Annotated in this window: 24 protein-coding genes; 20 read left to right on the plus strand and 4 right to left on the minus strand. The window is 60.9% G+C overall.

Annotated features, from left to right (window positions below; genetic code table 11):
- The first annotated feature begins 168 nt into the window (after positions 1-168).
- The 4 genes from FJV77_RS32780 to FJV77_RS04195 all read left to right on the plus strand — a co-directional run bounded on the left by FJV77_RS32780 (position 169) and on the right by FJV77_RS04195 (position 3,642).
- Positions 169-366 (plus strand): ion channel, encoded by a 198-nt coding sequence (locus tag FJV77_RS32780; RefSeq protein ID WP_246691143.1) that lies wholly within the window; start codon positions 169-171, stop codon positions 364-366.
- 292 nt (positions 367-658) lie between these two features.
- Positions 659-1,627, plus strand: a complete 969-nt coding sequence (locus tag FJV77_RS04185) for a helix-turn-helix domain-containing protein (protein ID WP_142865607.1) — start codon at positions 659-661, stop codon at positions 1,625-1,627.
- Positions 1,628-1,771: 144 nt separating this feature from the next.
- Positions 1,772-3,289, plus strand: coding sequence for an aldehyde dehydrogenase (gene adh / locus FJV77_RS04190; protein ID WP_142865608.1), 1,518 nt, complete (start codon positions 1,772-1,774; stop codon positions 3,287-3,289).
- A 68-nt stretch (positions 3,290-3,357) separates the two neighbouring features.
- The gene (locus FJV77_RS04195; RefSeq protein ID WP_348643808.1) at positions 3,358-3,642 is read left to right on the plus strand and encodes a DUF1858 domain-containing protein; all 285 of its coding nucleotides are present in this window, start codon (positions 3,358-3,360) and stop codon (positions 3,640-3,642) included.
- Here FJV77_RS04195 and FJV77_RS04200 read toward each other — a convergent pair.
- Positions 3,639-4,343: a Crp/Fnr family transcriptional regulator gene (locus tag FJV77_RS04200; protein ID WP_142865609.1), complete on the minus strand. Its 705-nt coding sequence runs from the start codon at positions 4,341-4,343 to the stop codon at positions 3,639-3,641. The genes FJV77_RS04195 and FJV77_RS04200 overlap by 4 nt on opposite strands.
- Before the next feature lie 229 nt (positions 4,344-4,572).
- Here FJV77_RS04200 and FJV77_RS04205 point away from each other — a divergent pair, with 229 nt between their 5' ends.
- From FJV77_RS04205 to FJV77_RS04230, 6 genes are all read left to right on the plus strand, one after another.
- Entirely contained in the window at positions 4,573-5,778 is a 1,206-nt protein-coding gene (locus tag FJV77_RS04205; protein WP_142865610.1) for an NnrS family protein, read from the plus strand.
- Between the two features lie 150 nt (positions 5,779-5,928).
- Entirely contained in the window at positions 5,929-6,375 is a 447-nt protein-coding gene (locus FJV77_RS04210; RefSeq protein WP_142865611.1) for a pseudoazurin, read from the plus strand.
- Between the two features lie 230 nt (positions 6,376-6,605).
- Positions 6,606-7,709, plus strand: coding sequence for a copper-containing nitrite reductase (gene nirK / locus FJV77_RS04215; protein WP_142865612.1), 1,104 nt, complete (start codon positions 6,606-6,608; stop codon positions 7,707-7,709).
- A 73-nt stretch (positions 7,710-7,782) separates the two neighbouring features.
- Positions 7,783-8,658 carry an SUMF1/EgtB/PvdO family nonheme iron enzyme gene (locus FJV77_RS04220; RefSeq protein WP_142865613.1) on the plus strand — a complete coding sequence of 292 codons (876 nt, stop codon included), beginning with the start codon at positions 7,783-7,785 and terminating at the stop codon, positions 8,656-8,658.
- Positions 8,659-8,683: 25 nt separating this feature from the next.
- A complete protein-coding gene (locus tag FJV77_RS04225) occupies positions 8,684-9,133 on the plus strand; it encodes a group III truncated hemoglobin (protein ID WP_142865857.1) in 450 nt (149 codons plus the stop codon).
- A 104-nt stretch (positions 9,134-9,237) separates the two neighbouring features.
- Positions 9,238-9,669, plus strand: coding sequence for a potassium channel family protein (locus FJV77_RS04230; protein WP_142865614.1), 432 nt, complete (start codon positions 9,238-9,240; stop codon positions 9,667-9,669).
- A 21-nt stretch (positions 9,670-9,690) separates the two neighbouring features.
- On the opposite strand, the gene hemN is transcribed toward FJV77_RS04230, so the two are convergent.
- Positions 9,691-11,064, minus strand: a complete 1,374-nt coding sequence (hemN, locus tag FJV77_RS04235) for an oxygen-independent coproporphyrinogen III oxidase (protein ID WP_185970187.1) — start codon at positions 11,062-11,064, stop codon at positions 9,691-9,693.
- Between the two features lie 133 nt (positions 11,065-11,197).
- On the opposite strand from hemN, the gene FJV77_RS04240 reads away from it, so the two are divergent.
- Positions 11,198-11,926 (plus strand): Crp/Fnr family transcriptional regulator, encoded by a 729-nt coding sequence (locus FJV77_RS04240; protein ID WP_142865615.1) that lies wholly within the window; start codon positions 11,198-11,200, stop codon positions 11,924-11,926.
- Positions 11,927-11,952: 26 nt separating this feature from the next.
- Here FJV77_RS04240 and FJV77_RS04245 read toward each other — a convergent pair whose 3' ends face one another.
- On the minus strand, positions 11,953-12,369 hold the full coding sequence (locus FJV77_RS04245) for a hemerythrin domain-containing protein (protein ID WP_142865859.1): 417 nt from the start codon (positions 12,367-12,369) through the stop codon (positions 11,953-11,955).
- A 235-nt stretch (positions 12,370-12,604) separates the two neighbouring features.
- Between FJV77_RS04245 and ccoN the strand changes: the two genes are divergently transcribed.
- The 9 genes from ccoN to FJV77_RS04290 all read left to right on the plus strand — a co-directional run bounded on the left by ccoN (position 12,605) and on the right by FJV77_RS04290 (position 21,439).
- Positions 12,605-14,215 (plus strand): cytochrome-c oxidase, cbb3-type subunit I, encoded by a 1,611-nt coding sequence (gene ccoN, locus FJV77_RS04250; protein WP_142865616.1) that lies wholly within the window; start codon positions 12,605-12,607, stop codon positions 14,213-14,215.
- Positions 14,216-14,226: 11 nt separating this feature from the next.
- Positions 14,227-14,958, plus strand: coding sequence for a cytochrome-c oxidase, cbb3-type subunit II (gene ccoO / locus FJV77_RS04255; protein WP_142865617.1), 732 nt, complete (start codon positions 14,227-14,229; stop codon positions 14,956-14,958).
- A gap of 12 nt (positions 14,959-14,970) precedes the next feature.
- Positions 14,971-15,120, plus strand: coding sequence for a cbb3-type cytochrome c oxidase subunit 3 (locus tag FJV77_RS04260; RefSeq protein WP_142865618.1), 150 nt, complete (start codon positions 14,971-14,973; stop codon positions 15,118-15,120).
- Positions 15,121-15,122: 2 nt separating this feature from the next.
- Positions 15,123-15,986, plus strand: coding sequence for a cytochrome-c oxidase, cbb3-type subunit III (gene ccoP, locus FJV77_RS04265; protein WP_142865619.1), 864 nt, complete (start codon positions 15,123-15,125; stop codon positions 15,984-15,986).
- A 175-nt stretch (positions 15,987-16,161) separates the two neighbouring features.
- Positions 16,162-17,721, plus strand: coding sequence for a cytochrome c oxidase accessory protein CcoG (ccoG, locus tag FJV77_RS04270; protein ID WP_185970188.1), 1,560 nt, complete (start codon positions 16,162-16,164; stop codon positions 17,719-17,721).
- Complete coding sequence (locus FJV77_RS04275; protein WP_142865621.1) at positions 17,718-18,215, plus strand: FixH family protein; 498 nt, start codon at positions 17,718-17,720, stop codon at positions 18,213-18,215. Before ccoG ends, FJV77_RS04275 begins: the two co-directional genes overlap by 4 nt.
- Positions 18,212-20,506, plus strand: a complete 2,295-nt coding sequence (locus tag FJV77_RS04280; RefSeq protein ID WP_142865622.1) for a cation-translocating P-type ATPase — start codon at positions 18,212-18,214, stop codon at positions 20,504-20,506. The genes FJV77_RS04275 and FJV77_RS04280 overlap by 4 nt, the downstream gene beginning before the upstream one ends.
- The gene (gene ccoS / locus FJV77_RS04285) at positions 20,503-20,673 is read left to right on the plus strand and encodes a cbb3-type cytochrome oxidase assembly protein CcoS (RefSeq protein ID WP_142865623.1); all 171 of its coding nucleotides are present in this window, start codon (positions 20,503-20,505) and stop codon (positions 20,671-20,673) included. Before FJV77_RS04280 ends, ccoS begins: the two co-directional genes overlap by 4 nt.
- 64 nt (positions 20,674-20,737) lie before the next feature.
- On the plus strand, positions 20,738-21,439 hold the full coding sequence (locus FJV77_RS04290; RefSeq protein WP_142865624.1) for a CBS domain-containing protein: 702 nt from the start codon (positions 20,738-20,740) through the stop codon (positions 21,437-21,439).
- A 234-nt stretch (positions 21,440-21,673) separates the two neighbouring features.
- Here the strand turns inward: FJV77_RS04290 and FJV77_RS04295 are convergent, their stop codons facing one another.
- Positions 21,674-22,171: a cytochrome b gene (locus FJV77_RS04295; protein WP_142865625.1), complete on the minus strand. Its 498-nt coding sequence runs from the start codon at positions 22,169-22,171 to the stop codon at positions 21,674-21,676.
- Between the last annotated feature and the right edge of the window lie 239 nt (positions 22,172-22,410).

The raw sequence follows: 22,410 nt of genomic DNA on the forward strand, positions 1-22,410 counted from the left end.
TCGATTTTTGTCCTTACGCTCCGCCCATGATTCAAAATCTGCTCATCGGCAGCGTGGTCATAAGTCTGACGGTCTTGATCCATGCCTTTGGTTCGATCGGCGTTACCCTGCGATGGGATATCTCGTCGCCCGGTTTCGTATGCACGGGCGCCTCAGCCGCACGTGGCGATGATCAGCGTGGTGATGGGCCTCTTTGCCGTCATGACCGCAGAGGGGTGGCTGTGGGCAGGACTATATCGATTGCTCGATATCTTCGCCGATTTCGAAACCGCCCTTTACTTTTCCCCCATCACTTTCTCGACGATTGGCTACGGCGACATCGTGCCCGCCCATGTGTGCCCTGTCCTGTCGGCACTCGACGCGTGAACGCGTTCCTACTCACCGGCTGGTCGGCGGCCTACCTGATCGCAGCAGGCACCCGCTTCGGGCCGTTCAAGGCCGGCGAACAATTTTTGACAGCAGCAGACCGATTTGCTCCCGATCAATGAACGCCCGGCAATCTGTCGGTAGGCTCTTTCTCGATGGGTAACCTTGAATTGTTCAAAGACAGGCGACAGGAAGACATCTGCTTTCTGCTTCTTTCGACGAATTGACTATGTGCTACGGGAACTGCAGACCGGCAGATCAGGAGGAAAGACACAGGGTTGGGAGGACTAGCATGGGCGAAGATCTATACGGCCATCATGCCGACCGCATCCAGGCAGCGATTGGCTCGGACGCTGCAGCGAAGTCCGCGCTGGTTGCCTCCTGGCGACGGTCTTCCAATTTGCATCGGCTCGATCCAGCTGACTGCAGTCCTCCACGTTACCTGACGGAGGCCGAACTGGGACAGGCCCGACAACGCATCGAACCACTCGTCCGAGCTGCCCAATCGAGTCTCGACCGTCTCTATCTTGCAGTTGGCGGCGTTGGATGTTGTGTCCTGCTCGCCGATGGTGATGGCGTGCCGGTCGAACGGCGCGGAGCGGCCGTTGATGACGAGACGTTTCGTTCCTGGGGTTTGTGGACTGGCTCCATCTGGAATGAGGAAAGCCAAGGGACCAACGGGATCGGCACCTGTCTGGTCGAGCGGCGCACGCTGACAATCCACCGTGACCAACATTTCCACACGCGCAACACGTTGCTCAGCTGTACCACCGCACCGGTCCACGATCATCAGGGGAATCTTGTAGCCGCGCTTGATGTGTCGTCCTGCCGGGCTGATTTGACCGAAGCCTTCGCCAATCTTATTTCGATGGCTGTCGTCGACGCGGTGCGTCGGATCGAAAGTGAAAACTTCAAGATGGCATTCCCAAAGGCGCGAATTTTGCTCGCGCCAGTGACTGACAAAGGTTCCGGAGCGCTGATCGCCGTTGATGGCGACGATCTCGTAGTCGGCGCGACCCGTTCGGCGCGCCTGGCGCTTGGAATTACACAGCAGTGTCTCGACAAGCCGATGCCCGCCGCCGATCTGTTCGGTTGGGCTGAGAGCGGCTCCAAAATTCTCGCTGAGGCGGAGCGCGGAGCTCTCCAGCGAGCGTTGGCACGGGCGGACGGAAATGTCTCCGCTGCGGCTCAGGCGCTTGGCATCAGCCGCGCGACGCTTCACCGCAAGCTCAACCGCCTGGATGTCCACAGGTCTCACTGAACTCCCTTGGCGATCATGACTGTCGCAATTCTGCGACACATCATATCCAACCGCGGTGACCGGTGCGGTGACAATTACGGGCGGAAATCGCAAGTCTCTTCCGAAGCGTCGCATCCCGCGACGTCAGCTTTGGGAGGAAGACACATGAACAAGGTTGAATTTTCACGCTCGGTCAAGGCGCCTTTCGACAAGCGCTATGGCAATTTCATTGGCGGCAAATGGGCCGAGCCGCGGTCCGGCCGCTACTTCGAGAACCACTCGCCGGTAAACGGTCAACTGCTGTGCGAGGTGGCACGCTCGGACGCTCAGGATATCGAGGCGGCCCTGGATGCAGCACATGCCGCCAAGGACGCCTGGGGACGCACCAGCGTGGCAGAGCGGTCGCTTATCCTCAACCGCATCGCCGACCGCATGGAGGAGAACCTCGATCTCCTCGCCTGTGCCGAAACCTGGGATAACGGCAAGCCGATCCGGGAAACGACAGCGGCCGACCTGCCTCTGGCTATCGACCATTTCCGCTATTTCGCCGGTGCTGTGCGCGGCCAGGAGGGCAGCCTTTCGCAGATCGACGACGATACCGTCGCCTATCATTTCCACGAGCCACTCGGCGTGGTCGGCCAGATCATTCCGTGGAACTTCCCGCTGCTGATGGCATGCTGGAAGCTTGCTCCCGCGCTTGCGGCCGGCAACTGCGTCGTGCTGAAGCCCGCCGAGCAGACACCGGCCGCCATCCTTCTCTGGGCCGATCTTATCGGCGATCTGCTGCCGGCGGGCGTGCTCAACATCGTCAACGGCTTCGGCCTCGAGGCCGGCAAGCCGCTCGCGTCGTCGCCGCGCATTGCCAAGATCGCCTTTACCGGCGAGACCACGACGGGCCGGCTGATCATGCAGTATGCCAGCCAGAACCTGATCCCCGTGACGCTCGAGCTCGGCGGCAAGTCACCCAACATCTTCTTCAAGGATGTCGTCGCCGAAGACGACGATTTCTTCGACAAGGCGATTGAAGGCTTTGTCATGTTCGCGCTGAATCAGGGCGAGGTCTGCACCTGCCCGAGCCGCGCGCTCATCCATGAATCGATCTACGATGCGTTCATGGAACGCGCCCTCAAGCGCGTCGAGGCGATCGTGCAGGGCGACCCGCTCGATCCCGCGACGATGATTGGCGCGCAGGCTTCGTCCGAGCAGTTGGAAAAGATCCTGTCCTACATCGACATCGGCCGCCAGGAAGGCGCGGAGGTGCTGGCAGGCGGCGCGCGCAATCTCCTGCCCGGCGACCTGGCGGGCGGCTACTACGTGCAGCCCACAGTGTTCAAGGGCCACAACAAGATGCGCATCTTCCAGGAGGAGATTTTCGGACCGGTTGTCTCTGTCACGACCTTCAAGGACGACGAAGAGGCACTGTCGATCGCCAACGACACGCTCTATGGTCTCGGCGCCGGCATCTGGACGCGCGACGGCAACCGGGCCTACCGCTTCGGCCGGGCGATCCAGGCGGGCCGCGTCTGGACCAATTGCTACCACGCCTATCCGGCGCACGCAGCGTTCGGTGGCTACAAGCAGTCCGGCATCGGCCGCGAGACGCACAAGATGATGCTCGACCACTACCAGCAGACCAAGAACATGCTGGTCAGCTACAGCCCGAAGAAGCTCGGCTTCTTCTGATAGGAAGAGAGGGCGCGACTTGCCGCGCCCTCTCGCCATACAGCGGGAGAGCGCCAGACTTCTGCTGTTTGTTTCAGCGCAACGAGCATCCCGGAAAGAAGTCGCAAGATGTCCGCATCCAAACGCGGACGGACGTCATGAAACGCAAATTCGGTGACGATGCGACGATGGACGAAATCATGCGGAAGGCGCCGGCGGCGATCCGCATCGTGCTGCGGCACGGCATGCTTTGCGTCGGTTGCCCCATCGCCTCGTTTCACACCATTGCCGATGCCGCGCGCGAGCACGACCTGAATGAAGAAAAACTGCGTTGCGATCTGCTCGCGGCGATGGATGCCGGCGATCCGGACTAGCCCTTTTCCACGCGGCCTTCCGCGACCAGAAGGAGCCGGTGCGGTTCGACCACCGTCACCTTCTGACGCCCGCTTTTGACTAGGCCCTGGTCTTCCCAGGCCGAGAGCAGCCGGCTCACCGTATGCAGCGTCGTTCCGGTCATCTCGGCTATGTCCTGGCGCGAGATCGGGAAGTCGATCAATATCCCCTCCTCGGTCTTCCTGCCTGACTGCTTGACCAGCTTGAGCAACGCATGCGCGACGCGCTGTTCCACCTGTTCGGTGGACATCTCGATGACGCGCGTGTGTGCGTCCTGCAGTCTGGCCCCCACGCTCTTGTAAGTGTTAGCCGTGAAACTGGGAAAGTTGGCCGCAAATGTCGGCCAGAGCTGGCTTGGCCAGGCCAGAACCACGCAGTCGGCGGCGGCGATAGCATTTGCCGGGTAGGTTGTGCGGCCCAGCGCGTGGGCGATGCCCAGCAATTCGCCCGGACTTATGTAGCGGACAGTCACGTCCTGACCATCCGGCGTCGATTTCACCACACGCACATGTCCGTCGAGCAGCAGGAAAAAGGAATGGGCATCCTGCTCCTGCTCAAAGACTGGCTGATCCTTAGCTATCCTCATGGACCTCGCCTGCCCGACTATGCGGTCGAGATCCGCGGCGGCCATGCCCTCGAAAACAGACAGCCCGGCAATCAGCGAACGATCAAGGCTACCCAAACCGCATTACTCCCGAAATTGACCACCGCATGCGCCGGCATCCATCCGGCGAACTGTGTCATGCGCGAGCAGCCGCCGACAAGTGGCGTATGCCACAGCCACCGCTTCTCCATTCTCGATCTTCTTTGCGCTGAGGCAAAGTCTGTTCCCTGGGTCCGGCTAGAAGGGTCCGATGGGCAGCCGCACCAAGACTCACTGTGGCTACCCGCAACTTCTATGAGGTACCTTCATGGCAATCCCGCGTACGCGGCCGAGCTCATGGCCGGCAGTTCTTTCCTACGGTTTCCGGCCCTTCTTCCTGCTTGGCTCCCTCTATGCCGCTGCAGCCGTCCTGATCTGGTTGCCTCTGCTTTACGGTAAGCTTGAAACCCTCAGTGCTTTCTCGCCCGTGGACTGGCATGTCCACGAGATGCTGTTTGGTTATCTGGCGGCAATTGTGACGGGCTTCCTGCTCACGGCGATCCCGAACTGGACTGGACGTCTTCCGGTGCAAGGCCTTCCCCTGCTTGCGCTCGCATTGCTCTGGGTCGCGGGACGGCTTGTCGTTTTCTTTTCGGCGGAGACAGGTTGGCTGCTCAGCGCGGTGATCGACTGCGCCTTTCTTCTTGCGGTTGTCGTCACTGCCGCAATGGAAATCATTGCGGGTCGAAACTGGCGGAACCTGAAAGTGCTGCTGCCCGTAACAGTGCTCCTGGGATCCAACGTGATGTTTCATGCCGAAGCTCACTACCTCGGGCTGTCCGACGTAAGCCGCCGGCTCGGCCTCGGGGCGACAGTCGTGCTCATCATGATCATTGGCGGGCGTATCGTTCCAAGTTTCACCCGCAACTGGCTGGTGCGCGAGAGACCAGGCCGTCTGCCGGCCTCATTTGGAAGATTCGACACTGGAACAATCGCACTATCAGCGATCGGATTGCTATGCTGGGTCTTCTTTCCCGATCGCGCTGGCGCGGGCCCTTTACTGATGGCCGCAGCGGTCTTCAATACCATTCGACTTGCGCGTTGGGCCGGAGACCGGACCTTTTCAGATCCGTTGGTGCTGATCCTGCACGTCGCATATGCCTTCATTCCGATCGGCCTTCTACTTGCGGGCCTTGCCGTATTCCTTCCCGAGAAGGTTCCTCCGATCGCCGCGATTCATGCCTTCGGTGTTGGAGCATTGGCCTCCATGACGCTGGCCGTCATGGCGCGCGCCACGCTGGGCCATACCGGCCGCGAACTGCGGGCCAGTATCGGCACATCGTTGGTCTTCGTTACAATCGTGTTTGCGGCCATTTTGCGCATCGCCGCCTCCTTCGCACCGGCAATGCCGACCCTTCTCCACATGTCCGCGGCGCTCTGGGTTGCGGCCTTTATCGGCTATCTCAGCCTTTTCGGCGGAATGCTGATGAGACCGCGCTTGCAGGCGCGGCGAGCCAAGCGACCAGCTTCTTGACGAACGGCGCACGGCAATTGCCCGGTCGGCCTCCTTCTTCACTGCTAGATTTCACCGGCCAGTTTGCGCCAGCGCAAATCGCCAGATCCTCCGATGACGTAGAAAGGGCGCGACGGTTGATGCCGTGATGAACACAAGAAAGGACTTCCCATGAAACTGCCCCTGATTGCTGCGGCTGTCGCCTTGCTCGCTATCGCCGGCTCGGCCAACGCCGAAGAACACGTGGTGCAAATGCTGAACAAGGGCGAGAAGGGCGCGATGGTCTTCCAGCCCGCTTTCACCCGTGCGGTTCCGGGAGACACCATCAAATTCGTCCCGACCGACAAGTCGCACAATGCTGAAACGATCAAAGGGATGCTGCCGGACGGCGCTGAAGCTTTCAAGGGAAAGCCCAGCGAGGAAGTGACCGTGACCGTGACCCAGGAAGGCGTCTATGGCGTGAAATGCGCGCCGCACTACGGAATGGGGATGGTGGCACTCATCGTCGTCGGCAAGCCCGTCAACCTGGAAGCGGCCGAAGCCGTCAAGCAGGTTGGCAAGGCCAAGACCGTGTTCGCCGAACTGTTCAGCGAAGTGACCAAGGCAGCCTCCAACTGATTGCCTAGTTCCTAGAGATACCCTCCGGTTCTCGATCGCCGGAGGGGCGGCCAGACGGACCAGGGGAGAGGTCCAGTCTGGCCGATTTTCGTTGGCGAACACTTTCGCCGCGGACTCCGCGAACCTTCTTCCGCATCCAACAATGAAATCAGGTTTGCGCTAGCGCAAAGACGTTCCCGGCGAGAGGCCTATCGTTAGCCCATCAATTGGCTCAGGCATAGGAGATGGAAATGCTTACCAGACGTGAAGCCCTGTTGGGTTCTGTACTTACCGCCGCTGCTGTTGCAACGATTACCGCCATGCCTGCTGCGGCAAGCGCAAAAGAGGTTGCCGGACTGCCGCGTGAGAAGGTCACGCTGGTCGCGCCACCATTCGTCCATGCTCACGATCAGGTCGCCAAGGGCGGTCCAAAGGTCGTCGAATTCACCATGACGATCGAGGAGAAGCCGATGGTCATCGATGCCGACGGCACGCAGCTCAATGCGATGACCTACAACGGCTCGATTCCAGGCCCTCTGATGGTCGTGCACCAAGACGACTATATCGAGCTCACCCTGATCAATCCCGAGACCAACACGCTTGCCCACAACATCGATTTCCATGCCGCCACCGGCGCGCTCGGCGGCGGCGGGCTGACGCTCATCAATCCTGGCGAGCAGGTCACGTTGCGCTTCAAAGCCACGCGCACGGGGACGTTCGTCTACCACTGCGCACCCGGCGGCGCGATGATCCCGTGGCACGTCGTGTCGGGGATGAGCGGAGCGGTGATGGTGCTGCCGCGCGAAGGCCTCAAGGACGACAAGGGCAAACCCGTTCGCTATGACCACATCTACTACATTGGCGAGAACGACTTCTACATCCCTCGCGACGAGCAGGGGAACTTCAAGAAGTACGAATCGCCCGGCGACAATTACGACGATACGGTCAAGGTCATGCGCGGGCTGATCCCGACGCATGTCGTGTTCAATGGCAAAGCCGGTTCGCTGACCGGCGACAATGCCATGAAGGCCAAGGTCGGCGAGACCGTTCTGATCGTCCACTCGCAGGCCAACCGGGACACGCGTCCGCATTTGATTGGCGGTCATGGCGATTTTGTCTGGGAACAAGGCAAGTTCGCCAACCCTCCGGCCAAGGACCTGGAAACCTGGTTCATCCGTGGCGGATCGGCGGGTGCCGCGCTCTACACCTTCCTGCAGCCGGGCATCTACGCCTATGTGAACCACAATCTGATCGAGGCCGTCGAACTCGGCGCGACTGCGCACTTCACGGTCGACGGAAAGTGGGACGACGATCTGATGATGCAGCTCGAAGCGCCCAAGGCAATTGCCTCGTAGTCAGGAGATCCGATCCTCAGTGCAACCCAGCGGCGGGAGCCAAAGGGTTGCGCTCGTGGCCGGACTTGGTGCCATGTCTTTCGATCCTGTCTTCACCTTCGGAACGATTGCAGCTGCCGCAATGATCGGCGTGGGCATAACCCATGCGCTCGACAGGAATTCCTTGGAGATTCCCCAACGGGTAGCCGTGGGCCAACTGGTGATGCTCAGGCCCGGCTCGTTTGATCACCCACAGCCCGGAGAATTCCTCAAGGAAAGCCGTCCCGTCGCGGCACCCATCGTCCAGGAAACCATCGATGCGCAACTGGAAATCATGAAATTCCAGGTAAGCGTGTCGGACTATGGACGTTGCGTGGCGGACGGCGTCTGCAAGCTCGCCGACGCGCGCAGCAAGATCGGCAACGTGCCGGTCACCGGCGTGAGCCACATCGATGCCGAAGCCTACGCGACCTGGCTTTCAGCCAGCACAGGCGAGGCATGGCGCTTGCCGACCGACGTGGAGTGGGCTTATGCCGCCGGCGAACGGTTCCGGGCTGACATAGACGGCGGCGAAAGCGACGCCAACAATCCGGCGCGCCGGTGGCTGGCACAGTACCGCACCGAGGCCGCGCTTGCACGCAAACCTGATCCCCAGCCAAGAGCTCAAGGCGCTTTCGGCACCAATTCAAAGGGTCTGGCGGACATTGCCGGGAATGTCTGGGAATGGACCTCGACATGTTATTCCCACGTCACAATAGGCAGCGATGGAAAGCGCGCGGCAAGTTCGATCGACAACTGTGGCGTGCACGCTGTGGAGGGATTCCACCGCACTTATATGTCAAACTTCATTCGGGACGGTAAGAGCGGCGGCTGCGCCGTCGGAACGCCGCCCGACAATCTGGGCTTTCGGCTTGTTCGCGACCGACCCGGTCTAGTGCAGGCCGCCCTTCGGCGCCTGGGCCTATCGTGACAAGCAACACAAATGAAAGTGCATGATGACTGTGAAATCGGTTTTGGTCGACAGGGCGCGCGCCGTCGCGGAACAACCGCTGGACCGCGCCGGCGTTGATCGGACGTCCATAGGAAAACTGGTCCGCGAGTTCTATGCCAAGGTGAGGAACGACGAGCGGCTCGGGCCGATTTTCGTGCGCGAGATCACCGGCGATTGGGAGCCACACCTGGAGAAAATGACGGATTTCTGGTGCTCCGTCATCCTAAAGACCGGCGACTACCACGGCCGCCCGGTGCCGGCGCATCTCAAACTCAAGCATGTCACTGAGGCCGATTTCGAGATCTGGCAGACCCTTTTCAGCCAGACGGCGGCCGAACTCTTCGCGCCGGAAACGGCGGCGGTGTTTGTCGATCGCGCCGAACGGATCGCGACCAGCCTGAAGCTGGCGATGTTTTTTCGCCTCGCGCCTGCTGCAGCAGGCAGAGGCCAATAGGTGGCTTCGGCGAAAGGCGACCGGTTGCTTCGAGGCTCGAAATGCCGGCGCCAGCTTTGATTTTACGCAAGGAAAGCGCCCCTCGAGGTTTCTAGTTTCATCGCATGGCTCTCAACCTAGTCGTCGGCACAGTCGTCATAAGCCTGACTGTCCTCATTCACACTTTTGGCCTCATCGCAGTCACCCATGCGATGAAACATCTGGCGGCGCGCTTTCGCATGCGCGGGCGACGAAGCCGGGTGGTGGCAATGATCAGCGTCGTGATGGGCCTTTTTGCCGTCATGACAGCGGAGGTGTGGTTGTGGGCCGGCGTCTATCTTCGGCTCGGCGTGTTGCCGGACTTCGAGACCGCGCTGTATTTTTCCACCATCACCTTTTCAACGGTCGGTTATGGCGACGTGGTTCCCGCCCATGACTGGCGCGTCCTGGCGGCGCTCGAGGGCGTGAACGGGTTTCTACTGATCGGCTGGTCGACCGCCTACTTGATCGCTGCGGGAACGCGCGTCGGTCCATTCAGGGTTGGCGAACACTTTTGATCGGCTGCGCGGAGCCGTTGGTCAAACCGCAACCGAATGCCTGCTGGTTCCATTGCCGAGATACCTGTCGAATTTTGCCGCCACCGTCCTGACAAGCGCGCGGCTGTCCTCCGGCACGACGAAATTTTCGCCATCGAGCTTGAGAAGCAGGCCGCCGCTGCTAATGGCAAGGCGGCTTGCCGTAGCCAGGAGTTTCTGCCCGACCTCGCCGAAGCGCTCGACAAGCTCGACCGCCGAAAAAGCAAACTGGCACATCAGGCGCTCGATGATCCAGCCCCTGGCCAGATCGTTGACGCTGAGCTCGATGCCACGTGCCGTCGCCAACTGTCCCGAATCTACAATTTTCTCGTACTCGCCGGTCGCAACGGTGTTCTGGGCGTAGCCTTGTCGGAACCGGCTGATCGAGGAGGGACCAAGACCAATGAGCGTTTCGCACTGGTCCTCGGTATAGCCCTGGAAATTGCGGCGGATCTTGCCGGCGCGAGCCGAGATCGCGAGCGTATCGCCCGGTTTGGCAAAATGATCGAGCCCTAGGGCCTCGTATCCGGCGTCCACGATCAGCCGCGCGGCGAGTTGCGATTGCGCCAGGCGCGCCGAGGTATCGGGCAGCCAGGTTTCATCGATCATCGTCTGGTGCTTCTTGAACCATGGCACATGCGCGTAGCCGAACAGGGCCAGCCTGTCGGACGACAGCGTCAGCGCCTGGGCGACGGTCGCCGCAACACTCTCGCAGGTCTGATGCGGCAGCCCATAGAGCAGGTCCAGATTGACAGACGTAACTCCCCGCGCTCGGACCGCATCGACGATGCTTTTGGTGAGAGCAAAACTCTGTTCGCGATTGATCGCCTTCTGCACTTTGGGATCGAAGTCCTGTACGCCGAGGCTCGCTCTCGTCATGCCGATCGCTGCGAAGGCATCCAGCCGCCCCTCGTCCATGTCGTTTGGGTCGATCTCGACGCTGATATCTGCATCATCGAGAAAGTCGAACCGATCCCGCAGCGCTCTTCCGAGCACCAGAATGTCGTCGGGCCTTAGCATCGTCGGGGAGCCGCCCCCGAAATGGACGGCGCGAACTTTGCCCCTGTCGGTCACAAGACCGCTGACAGTTTCGATTTCCCTGTGCAGCGAACCCAAAAAAGTGGCCACGGGCGCATAGTGGCGTGTCTGCTTGGTATGGCAGGCGCAGAACCAGCACAACCTGTCGCAATAGGGGATATGCAGATACAGCGAAATCTCGTCATCGCCTTCGAGCGCGTCCATCCATCCGCGAACTGTCACGGCATCGACGCCGACATGGAAGTGAGGGGCGGTTGGGTAGCTGGTGTATCGAGGAACGGTTTCGCTCGCCGCACTGACCAGATTTCCACGCATGTTCTTGACCGTGGTGATTTGCATGGACGCCAATCTAGGAACGCAGCGGCGCCGAAACCTTGATTTCCGTCAAGTCTGCTGACCACTAGGGACAAACTGACGCAACAATTTGCAAGCCGGTGATGATATCGTGTCGCAGAGTTGATCTGGGTAAGCCATGACCGTCAGACAGGACATTCACAGCGCTGGCATTCCCGCGCTGTGCCAATCTTGTGAAGCGCGGCACCGCGGGGTATGCGGCGCGCTGGATGCCGATCAGTTGGTCGATCTGGCCAAAACCTCTTCACGGCGTTCAATCCCGTCGGGCGCTGAACTGGTTGGCGACGCCGAGGTGGTGGATAGCTATTCGAACGTGCTTTCCGGCGTCGTGAAGCTGACCAAGAGCCTTTCGGACGGGCGCCAGCAGATCGTCGGCCTTCAATTCGCTCCCGATTTTCTCGGAAGACCATTCAAAGTCGAAAGCGCAATCAATGCCGAAGCGGCCACGGAAGTATCGCTGTGCTCGTTTCCAAGGACAATCATCGAGCGGATGATGAAGGAATCGCCTGCGCTGGAGCATCGCCTGCTCAAACAGACCTTGACCGAACTCGACGAGGCGCGTGACTGGATGGTGACGTTGGGCCGAAAGACCGCGTCCGAGAAAGTGGCAAGCTTCCTGCTAATGATTGCCAGGAACATCGACCCGACGGTCGACCCGGCGGCCAGGTCAGCGACTTTCGATCTTCCGCTGACACGCGCCGATATCGCCGATTTCCTTGGTCTGACGATCGAGACGGTGAGCCGCCAATTGACCAGGCTGCGAACCGACCGAGTGATCCGGATCGATAACAACAGGCATGTGACGGTCGACAGCCTCAGTCGACTGGAGCAGCGTTCCGGCGCCTAGACCCAGCAGCCGGGCCCGGTGCGCGTCTAGCCGGAATCTGGGACCCCGATCCTCGGCAACACATGCTCACGCTCAAAGGCGATATGCCGGCGCAGGCTTTCGAAGAAGCCGCGCAGCATGAAGCCGATAGCCTCGGCGTTTTCAACTCTCTCGCCGTGGCCGATCCGCAGCAGAATTTCAGTCCCCTCGCCGGCAAAACACTCGTCTTCGACGTGCTCCGCACGCAATCGCCGCGTTGAGGCAAGATTGGCATCGCCGCCGGTGGAGGCAGCCTCGTAGGCGGGAAAGATCATCGTCTCTTCGTATCGGTGAATATCCCGCAACAGCGGAACGATCGCGTTTGCCACAGTCAAGCATGCCAGGCAATCGACCCTGGGCAAGGTGTCTGCGATCCTTTCCAAGGCATCGCAGAGCCGCAGCTTTTCCAGATGCGCGCGCTTCATCACCGCCACTGGGACCGGCTCCCTGCCATATCGAGCTGCCATTGTCGAACTTTCGCGGCTTGTTGCGAACGGCGACGATCCCAGCTCATGCTCCGGTTTAATGACCGCCTCCTTGATCGACGCTGCCCATTTCGAAAGCTGCTGACTTTGACATGGATCAAGGCGGCCCCTGAACACTTGCTGGATTGGTGTCCGGGCGGATTGACGTCTGCGCATCCGAGGTCGGGGACATGTCATGAAATTCGGCACAACAATCTTCGCTCTGGCTCTTTTTGCGTTTGCGGCTCTGGTGGCTGCTGGCTTCGGCGTGGACGAACCGTTCCGGCAGCACATGTGGGTGCTGTTTCTTGTGCTGCTGGGCTTTGTCGCCATCCTCCTGCGCAACACCAATTTCCAAGTAGCGCCGCCGATCGACCCATCGGCCTACATGGATGGCCCAATCCGCTACGGCGCCATCGCCACCTTGTTCTGGGGTGTCGTTGGCATGCTGGTCGGCGTGGTCATCGCACTGCAGCTCGCCTACCCCGATCTCAACATCCAGCCCTGGTTCAATTTCGGCCGCTTGCGGCCGCTGCACACATCAGGCGTTGTCTTTGCTTTCGGCGGCAACGCGCTGCTGTGCACGTCCTTGTATGTCGTGCAGCGCACCTGCCGCGCGCGGTTGTTCGGCGGCGATCTCGCGTGGTTCGTGTTCTGGGGTTACCAGCTCTTCATCGTCATGGCCGCGACGGGCTATTTGCTCGGCATCACCGAAAGCCGCGAATACGCCGAACCCGAATGGTATGTGGATATCTGGCTGACCATTGTCTGGGTCGCCTATCTCATCCTGTTCCTCGGCACGATCCTCAAGCGCAAGGAACCGCATATCTACGTCGCCAACTGGTTCTACCTGTCCTTCATCGTCACCATCGCGATGCTGCACGTGGTCAACAACCTGTCCATGCCGGCCTCGTTCCTGGGTTCGAAGAGTTATTCGGCCTTTTCTGGCGTTCAGGACGCCCTGACTCAGTGGTGGTACGGCCACAATGCCGTCGGCTTCTTCCTCACCGCCGGCTTCCTCGGCATGATGTACTATTTCGTGCCCAAGCAGGCGAACCGGCCAGTCTACTCCTACCGGCTGTCGATCATCCACTTCTGGGCGATCATCTTCCTCTACATCTGGGCCGGGCCGCATCATCTGCACTACACCGCCCTGCCCGACTGGGCGCAGACGCTCGGCATGGTGTTCTCGATCATGCTCTGGATGCCGTCCTGGGGCGGCATGATCAACGGGCTGATGACGCTCTCCGGGGCGTGGGACAAGATCCGCACCGACCCGATCATCCGCATGATGGTCATGGCCATAGCCTTCTACGGCATGTCGACCTTCGAGGGTCCGATGATGTCGATCAAGGCGGTCAACTCGCTTTCGCACTACACGGACTGGACCATCGGCCATGTCCACTCCGGCGCCCTTGGCTGGGTCGGCATGATCTCGTTCGGGGCGATCTACTACATGGTGCCAAAGCTTTGGAACCGCGAACGGCTCTATTCGCTGCGCCTCGTCACCTGGCACTTCTGGCTCGCGACGCTCGGCATCGTCGTCTACGCCGCGGTCATGTGGGTTTCCGGCGTCATGCAGGGCTTGATGTGGCGCGAATATGACGAGCAGGGTTTCCTGGTCTACTCCTTCGCCGAAACCGTCGCCGCCATGCATCCATACTATGTGATGCGCGCGGCGGGCGGCGCCCTGTATCTCTCCGGCGCACTGCTCATGGCCTGGAACATCACCATGACCATCCTCGGCTATCAGCGCGAGGAGCAACCGTTGCCGGGTTCCGAGCCCGCCCTCCAGCCTGCCGAATAAGGAGCCAGATCATGGGCTTGATGGATAAACACGCGATCATCGAGAAGAACGCCACGCTGCTTCTCGTCGGATCCCTGCTGGTGGTCACCGTCGGCGGCATCGTCGAGATCGCGCCGCTCTTCTATCTCGACAACACGATCGAGAAGGTCGAAGGCATGCGGCCGTATTCGCCGCTCGAGCTCGAGGGGCGCAACATCTATGTCCGCGAGGGCTGTTATCTCTGCCATAGCCAGATGATCAGACCGTTCCGTGACGAGGTCGAGCGCTACGGCCATTACAGCCTGGCCGCCGAGTCGATGTACGATCACCCGTTCCAGTGGGGCTCCAAACGCACCGGCCCCGACCTCGCCCGGGTCGGTGACCGTTACTCGAACGATTGGCACGTCCAGCATCTCACCGACCCGCGTTCGGTGGTGCCGGAATCGATCATGCCGAAATATGCCTTCCTGAAAGACACGCAGATCAAGGTGAAGGACTTCTCGACGCATCTGGTCGCGAACGCGCGCGTCGGTGTTCCCTACTCCGATGACATGATCGCCAACGCCAACGCGGATCTGATGGCACAGGCCGATCCCAGCGCCGACACGTCCAGCCTGGAAAAACGCTATCCAAAGGCGAAGGTCGGTGACTTCGACGGCAATCCACAACAGGTCACCGAGATGGACGCCCTCGTGGCCTATCTTCAGATGCTCGGCACGCTGGTGGATTTCAAGAACTACGACGAAGCCGCCGGCTACCGCTGAGGAGAACCGCCGATGGACTACAATCTGATGCGGGAGTTCGCCGACAGTTGGGGCCTGCTCACCATGGCGCTCTTTTTTGTTGGATGCATTGGCTTCGCGCTTCGACCTAGCGGCCGCAGCCAGGCCGAGGAAGCCGCCCGCATCCCCCTCAAGGACGACTGATTATGAGCTCAGAACATATCGACGACGTGTCGGGTGTCCCGACCACCGGCCATGAGTGGGACGGCATCAAGGAACTCAACAACCCCCTTCCCCGCTGGTGGGTGATAACCTTCTACATCACCATCGTATGGGCCATCGGCTATACCATCGCCTATCCGGCGTGGCCGATGTTGTCTTCCGCGACGAAGGGCGTGCTAGGCTATTCCAGCCGCAACGATGTCAAGAACGAGTTGGCGGCCGCCGAAGTCGCCAAAGGCCAATATATCGCCGCCATCCAGGCGAAGACCGTCTCCGAAATTGCCGCTGATGACGCGCTGCGGGAATTCGCGGTCGCGGCCGGTGGTGCCACGTTCAAGGTCAATTGCGTGCAATGCCACGGCTCGGGCGCCCAAGGCTCCGCCGGCTTTCCCAACCTCAATGACGACGACTGGTTGTGGGGCGGCAAGACTGAACAGCTCGAGCAGACGATCACGCACGGCATCCGCTTCGCCTCGGATCCCGAGACGCGCCAGTCCGAGATGCCTGCTTTTGGCGACATCATCACGGCCGACCAGATCAACCAGGTCAGCGCCTATGTCGCCAGCCTTTCCGGCCCGGTTCAGGACAAAAGCCTGATTGAGCCCGGCGCCAAGGTCTTCGCCGAGAACTGCGTTGCCTGTCATGGCGACAAGGCCAAGGGCAACAGGGAGTTCGGCGCGCCCGACCTGACCGATGCGATCTGGCTCTACGGAGCTGGTGAGGCAGCGATCGCCGCGCAGGTCCGCGCGCCGAAACACGGCGTAATGCCAGCCTGGATTGGTCGTCTCGGCGAAACCAAGGTCAAGGAGCTGGCTGTCTACGTGCATTCGCTTGGCGGCGGAGAATAGGGGCGAGGGCCTGTTCTCATCCCTCAACCGCCCAAGCGACGAGGCCCGGCCTGTGCCGGGCCTCGATCTCTTTCGATATCTGAAGATTGACCTGCATCAACGCAGTTGGGTCCGGCAGGCGGCAAAGTCGTTCTACGCAGGCAGGATCATCGCTTGCACGTGATTGGAGATGACCGTGCTGGATCAGACTCAGGTTGAACGGCTGGAGGCCGAGGCGGTCAATTCCGCCAAGAGCCGTCAACCGCTCTATGCTGCGCGAAAGAAGATTTTCCCGAAACGGGCCTCGGGTAGCTTTCGCCGCTTCAAATGGCTGGTGATGGCGATCACGCTCGGCATCTACTACCTGATGCCGTGGCTGCGGTGGGATCGCGGCGCGTTCGCGCCCGACCAGGCAGTGCTGCTCGATCTCGCCAACCGTCGCTTCTATTTCTTTTTCATCGAAATCTGGCCACAGGAATTCTACTACGTCGCCGGTCTTCTGATGATGGCCGGCATCGGCCTGTTCCTGATCACGTCCACGGTTGGCCGTGCCTGGTGCGGCTACACCTGCCCCCAGACCGTCTGGGTCGACTTGTTCCTGGTGGTGGAGCGCGCGGTCGAAGGCGACCGCAACGCCCGCATCAAGCTCGACGCCGGTCCATGGACGGCACGCAAGCTGGTGCTGCGTGTATCCAAACATGCCATCTGGCTGGTCATAGCGGCAGCCACCGGCGGCGCCTGGATCTTCTATTTCGCCGATGCGCCGACACTGATCGGCAATGTCTTCAATGGCACCGCCGCGACGGTCGCTTATGCGACTATCGCCGTGCTGACGGCGACCACCTACACATTCGGCGGACTGATGCGCGAGCAGGTCTGCACCTACATGTGCCCTTGGCCGCGTATTCAGGCGGCCATGCTGGACGAGAATTCGCTCACCGTTACCTACAATGACTGGCGCGGCGAGCCTCGCTCGCGCCACACCAAGAAGGCGCTTGCCGTCGGACAACCGGTTGGCGATTGCGTGGACTGCAATGCCTGCGTCGCCGTCTGCCCGATGGGCATCGACATTCGCGACGGCCAGCAGCTCGAATGCATCACCTGCGCGCTCTGCATCGACGCCTGCGACGGCGTCATGGACAAGCTTGGCAGGGAGCGCGGACTGATCTCCTATGCGACGTTGTCGGACTACAACGCCAACATAGCTGTTGCCACCGCGGACGGTTCACGCGCGGTGGACCCCACGCTGGTGCGGAACGCTGATGGCGGCTTCTCCGACAGGCTGGCACACTTCCATCTTCGCAAAATCTTCCGGCTGCGAACCTTCATCTACCTTGGTGCATGGTCGGCGGTCGGGCTTGCCCTGCTCGTTTCGCTGCTCACGCGCGAGCGGCTCGAGCTGAACGTCCTGCATGACCGCAATCCGCAATTCGTCACGCTCTCCGACGGCTCTATCCGTAATGGCTATACCGTCAAGCTGCTCAACATGATCCCCGAGCCGAGGGCGATCGTCGTCACCTTGCAAGGTTTGCCAGGCGCCGAGATGACCGCGGTCGGCATCGAGCTTCCTCCCGCACGCTCGTTCGACACGCTGGCCGAGCCCGATCGGTTGAAGGTGCTCAAGGTCTTCGTGCGCCAGCCGGCGGACCAGATCGAGGCAATCGCGCAGAGTTTCAAGTTCCGCATCGAAGACAAGGCTGGCCTCGAATCCGCCGAATACACCGCCACGTTCAATGCACCGGAGACCGCCAGATGAGTGCCCGTTCGCAGAAATCCCGCGAGTTCACCGGCAGGCACATGCTGCTCACGATCCTCGGCTTCTTCGGCGTGGTGATCGGCGTCAACGTCACCATGGCAACACTTGCCAGCACCAGTTGGACCGGTCTCGTCGTCGAAAACACCTATGTGGCCAGCCAGCAATTCAACGAGAAAGCCAAGGAAGGACGGGCGCAAGCAGCACTTGGCTGGACCGGCAAGCTGACGATCGCCTCGGGCACTGTGCGCTACGCCTTGAGCGACGCCGCTGGCAAGTCTGTCCCGCTGCATGGCGTCAAGGTGCTGTTTCGTCATCCTGCCTATGAGACCGAGGACAAGGCCATCACCCTGGCGTCAGGCCCGGAGCAGGCGTTCAGCGCGCGACACACGCCGAGGGACGGTGTCTGGATCGTCGAGATCGATGCCGATGCCGGCCTCGCCGAACCCTATCGCGACGTTCGCCGCATCATGATTTCCAAAGGGGCGATCCAATGAGTTGCTGTGCACCAGGCGCCGAAATGGCTTTGGACCTGGACAACGTGACATCCGTCCTGCCCTCAAGCCAGGAAATCAAATTGGCGAGCCGCTCGCTCGGCGGAGGGCTTCGCCAGACCGATCTGTCGGTGCCGATGGTCCATTGCGGCGCCTGCATACAGTCGATCGAGACGGCGATCGGCAAGCTCGATCATGTCGATGCCGCCCGCGTCAACCTGTCGACGAAACGGGTTTCGATCCGTTGGCGTGGAGAGGAGGTCCCGCCATTCGTGGCCACGCTTGGCCGGCTGGGCTATCAGGCGCATTTGTTCGATCCCGAAGTCGAAGAGAAGGACAAGACGCTCTCCGAACTGATCCGCGCCGTCGCGGTCGCCGGTTTTGCCGCGGGCAACATCATGCTGCTTTCCGTATCGGTCTGGTCCGGCGCCGAAGGTGCCACGCGCGACCTGTTCCATTGGGTTTCGGCGCTGATTGCCATCCCTGCCCTGGCCTTCGCCGGCGGCATCTACTTCCGCTCGGCCTGGAACGCGCTTCGCCACGGCCGCATGAACATGGACGTGCCGATCGCCGTCGGTGTCTCGCTCGCCTATGCCATGAGCCTCTACGAGACGATCAACCATGGCGACCACGCCTATTTCGACGCTTCTGTCTCGCTGTTGTTCTTCCTGCTGATCGGCCGCACGCTGGACCACGTCATGCGCGAGCGGGCGCGGACCGCGGTGAACGGCCTGTCGCGGCTGGCCGCGCGCGGGGCCATGATGCTGCGCGGCGACGGCGCGTGCGACTACCTGCCCGTCGGCGAGATTGAACCGGGAATGCACATGCTGATCGCGGCCGGAGAAAGGATACCCGTCGACGGCACCATCATTCACGGAACGTCGGATCTCGACTGTTCGCTGGTTTCCGGCGAGAGCACGCCGAAAAACGTGGCGCCGGGCGAAGCCGTGCAAGCGGGCGTGCTCAACCTTACCGGTCCGCTGACAATCGAGGCGACCGCTGCAGCCAAGGATTCCTTCCTGGCGGAGATGGTTCGGCTGATGGAAGCCGCCGAGGGTGGCCGCGCGCGCTACCGCCGTATCGCAGATCGTGTCTCCGCGCTGTACGCCCCGGTGGTCCATCTGACGGCGCTTGTGACCTTCATCGGCTGGATCCTGGCCTCCGGCGACTGGCACCGGGCGATCACGATTGCCATCGCGGTCCTCATCATCACTTGCCCATGCGCCCTCGGCCTCGCCGTGCCGATCGTGCAGGTTGTGGCGGCGCGGCGTCTGTTCGAGAATGGCGTGATGGTGAAGGACGGATCGGCGATGGAGCGCCTGGCGACAATCGACACGGCGGTGTTCGACAAGACCGGCACGCTCACGCTCGGCCAGCCGCGGCTGGTCAACGCCTCGTCGATCAACCCGACCATGCTGGCGATGGCCGCGGAGATGGCGGCGCACTCCCGTCACCCGTTCTCGAAGGCAATCGCCGGTTTCGCGGGGTATGCCGGTCAGCCTATCCTGGACGCGGTGAGCGAGCACCCCGGCTTCGGGATCGAAGCCACGGCCGAGGGCGACACGTGGCGCCTCGGCCGGCGCGGCTGGGCGGGGTGGAAGGCAAGGACAGGTGGCGAAGGCAAATTTGGAGGGGTTGGCGGGACCGTCCTTTCGAAGAACGGAACCATCGTCGCGACCTTTGCTTTCGAGGACGCGCTGCGCGCCGATGCGCGCACCGCGATCGCGCAGCTAAGAGACGCAAAGGTCAGGGTGGAGATGCTGTCGGGTGACACCGCCATTGCCTGCGGTAAAGTCGCAGCAACGCTTGATGTCGACCGCTTCGTTCCATGCCTCCTGCCTTCCGGCAAGGTCGAAGAGATCGAAGCGCTGGCCAGGGCGGGCCACAAGGTCCTGATGGTCGGCGATGGCCTCAACGATACGCCGGCGCTCGGCGCAGCCCATGTCTCGTTTGCCCCGGCGACCGCCGCCGACATCGGCCGAAACGCCGCCGATTTCGTCTTCCTGCGCGAGAGCCTTTCAGCGGTGCCTCTCGCCCTTGATGTCTCGCGGCAGGCCGGGCGGCTGATCCGGCAAAACATCGCCATCGCGGTCGTCTACAACACCATTGCGGTGCCAATCGCCATTCTGGGGCACGTCACGCCGTTGATCGCCGCGATCGCCATGTCGGCGTCATCGCTGCTTGTCATCGGAAATGCGCTGCGCCTGCAAGGGTCCATGCCAAGTGTTCCAGCCAGACCTGTCCCCGGCGACAGACGCTCTGCGGGCATCAAGAAATTGGCGCACACATCGTGACGACGCTCGTCTATCTCATACCGGTGGCCCTGTTTCTCGGTGCGCTCGGCCTGTTCGGCTTCCTGTGGGCGTTGAGAAGCGGCCAGTACGAGGATCTCGATGGCGCGGCGGAGCGCATTCTCATCGACCGCGACGACGGCGCACAGAATGTCCCTCGTTCGAAGTGACTCAGATCAAAGCTCCGCGGGTCGCGATGTCCCATCATCGTCTCACAAAATCAGGAGGGTGAGGATGCAAGCCGAAGCCATAATGACCAAGCCAGTCATCACGACGAATGCGGACGCGACGATCGCCGAGGCGGTCGAGCTCATGCTTTCAAACAAAGTCAGCTGCCTCCCGGTAACGGACAGCGACGGAGCCCTGGTTGGCATTGTAAGCAAAAGCGACTTCTTGCGCCGAGAGGAACTTGGGACTCAGCGGGTGCGTCCTCGCTGGCTGGAGTTTGATCTTGGTCCGGGCACAACCGCCCATGACTATGTGCGGTCGAACGGACGGATCATCCATGAGGTGATGACCACAGCCGTCATTTCGGCGCCTCCAGGCGCCTCGATTCCAGATATTGCAAACTTGATGATGCAACACCGCATCAACAATGTGCCGATTATCGATCGGGAAAGGATCGTCGGCATCATCACGCGAACTGATTTGCTGCTTGTCCTGATCCGCGCCATGCCGAAACAGGGCGCCACGCCACCCGATGACGACCTGATCCGCAAGGCTATACTTGCCGAACTGCAACCACAAACTTGGAGCGTTGGTGACTTGATTGATGTGAGGGTCAGCAACGGCGTTGTCGAACTGAGGGGGGCGATTGTCGACGAGCGTCAACGGAAGGCAGCGATCGTTGCGGCGGAGAAAGTCGCCGGCGTCGGGCAGGTCAAGGACGGCCTCTTCCTCCGTACAGATCCTTTCTCGGTGATGATGGTTTCGTAGCTGCGAAAATGCGGGGACGCAAAGCAGAGTCCTATCGGGTTCTGCTCCCCTCCCACATCCCTTGGACACGAGGCCGTCGGCGCCTTCCTTCCCTATTGCGCTCGTCATGCTTGGCAAGCGCGCTATCGGCAACCAAGACGCCGTCCTGACGGAAATGCGATGGCAGCCCCTTCCCGGCATGGCGGTGCCTTGGAGCCAATCGGCCAAGGATGTTTCGCCGCCACGGTGCCCGCCTTATCGGCCGGACGACAGCATCCGCCTGAGCGTCCCATCACGAAGCCAGTATTGATGAAACAGCGCCGCCGAGGCATGGGTGGAAATGAGGATGATAAACACGGGCTTGTTGAGCGAATGTATGTCGCCCCATGGGTCGCCAGCGTAGAAGGCAAGAAGCCCAACAAACGGCGTCGCAAGCAAGAGTAGATAGAAGAGCCCGTGCGAGACCCGTGCGGCGACCTGCATCCAGCCAGGGCCGCGGTCCGCGGGCTTGGGGGCACCCGATACCAGGCGCATTATCAGCCGCGCGACCACGAGGACCAAGATCGAAATCCCGACCCAGTAGTGGGCAGAGCCTAACGTCTGATCGGCGGGCGAAACTGCGGCTCTATCTTCAGCCGCATCAACCACTGTCGTCATGCTCTCGCCAAAGAACAGTTGAAAAAGCACCAGCGCCGCTATGATCCAATGAAGCGCGATTTGATAAGATGAATAGCCGAGTTTTGTTTCTGACATTTTGTTTCCCTGACGATTAAAACAGTCTCGCGGTCGCGATACTGAATAACAAGGAAACCTTGGCTCAATTGGGCTCGAATCTTCCCGCAATTGTGGCCGAAATCTTACAGATATGTAAGGTGCCATTTCCGCCCTTGTTGAGCATTTGCACCACGTTGGAAAATTTCATCGACTTGTCCTTTGTTTCGAGGTCGCGGCGTTCGCCGTTTGACGCCACATAGTCCAATATGCGTTGGGAG

Source organism: Mesorhizobium sp. WSM4306 (assembly GCF_007003975.1).
Taxonomy (GTDB): Bacteria; Pseudomonadota; Alphaproteobacteria; order Rhizobiales; family Rhizobiaceae; genus Mesorhizobium.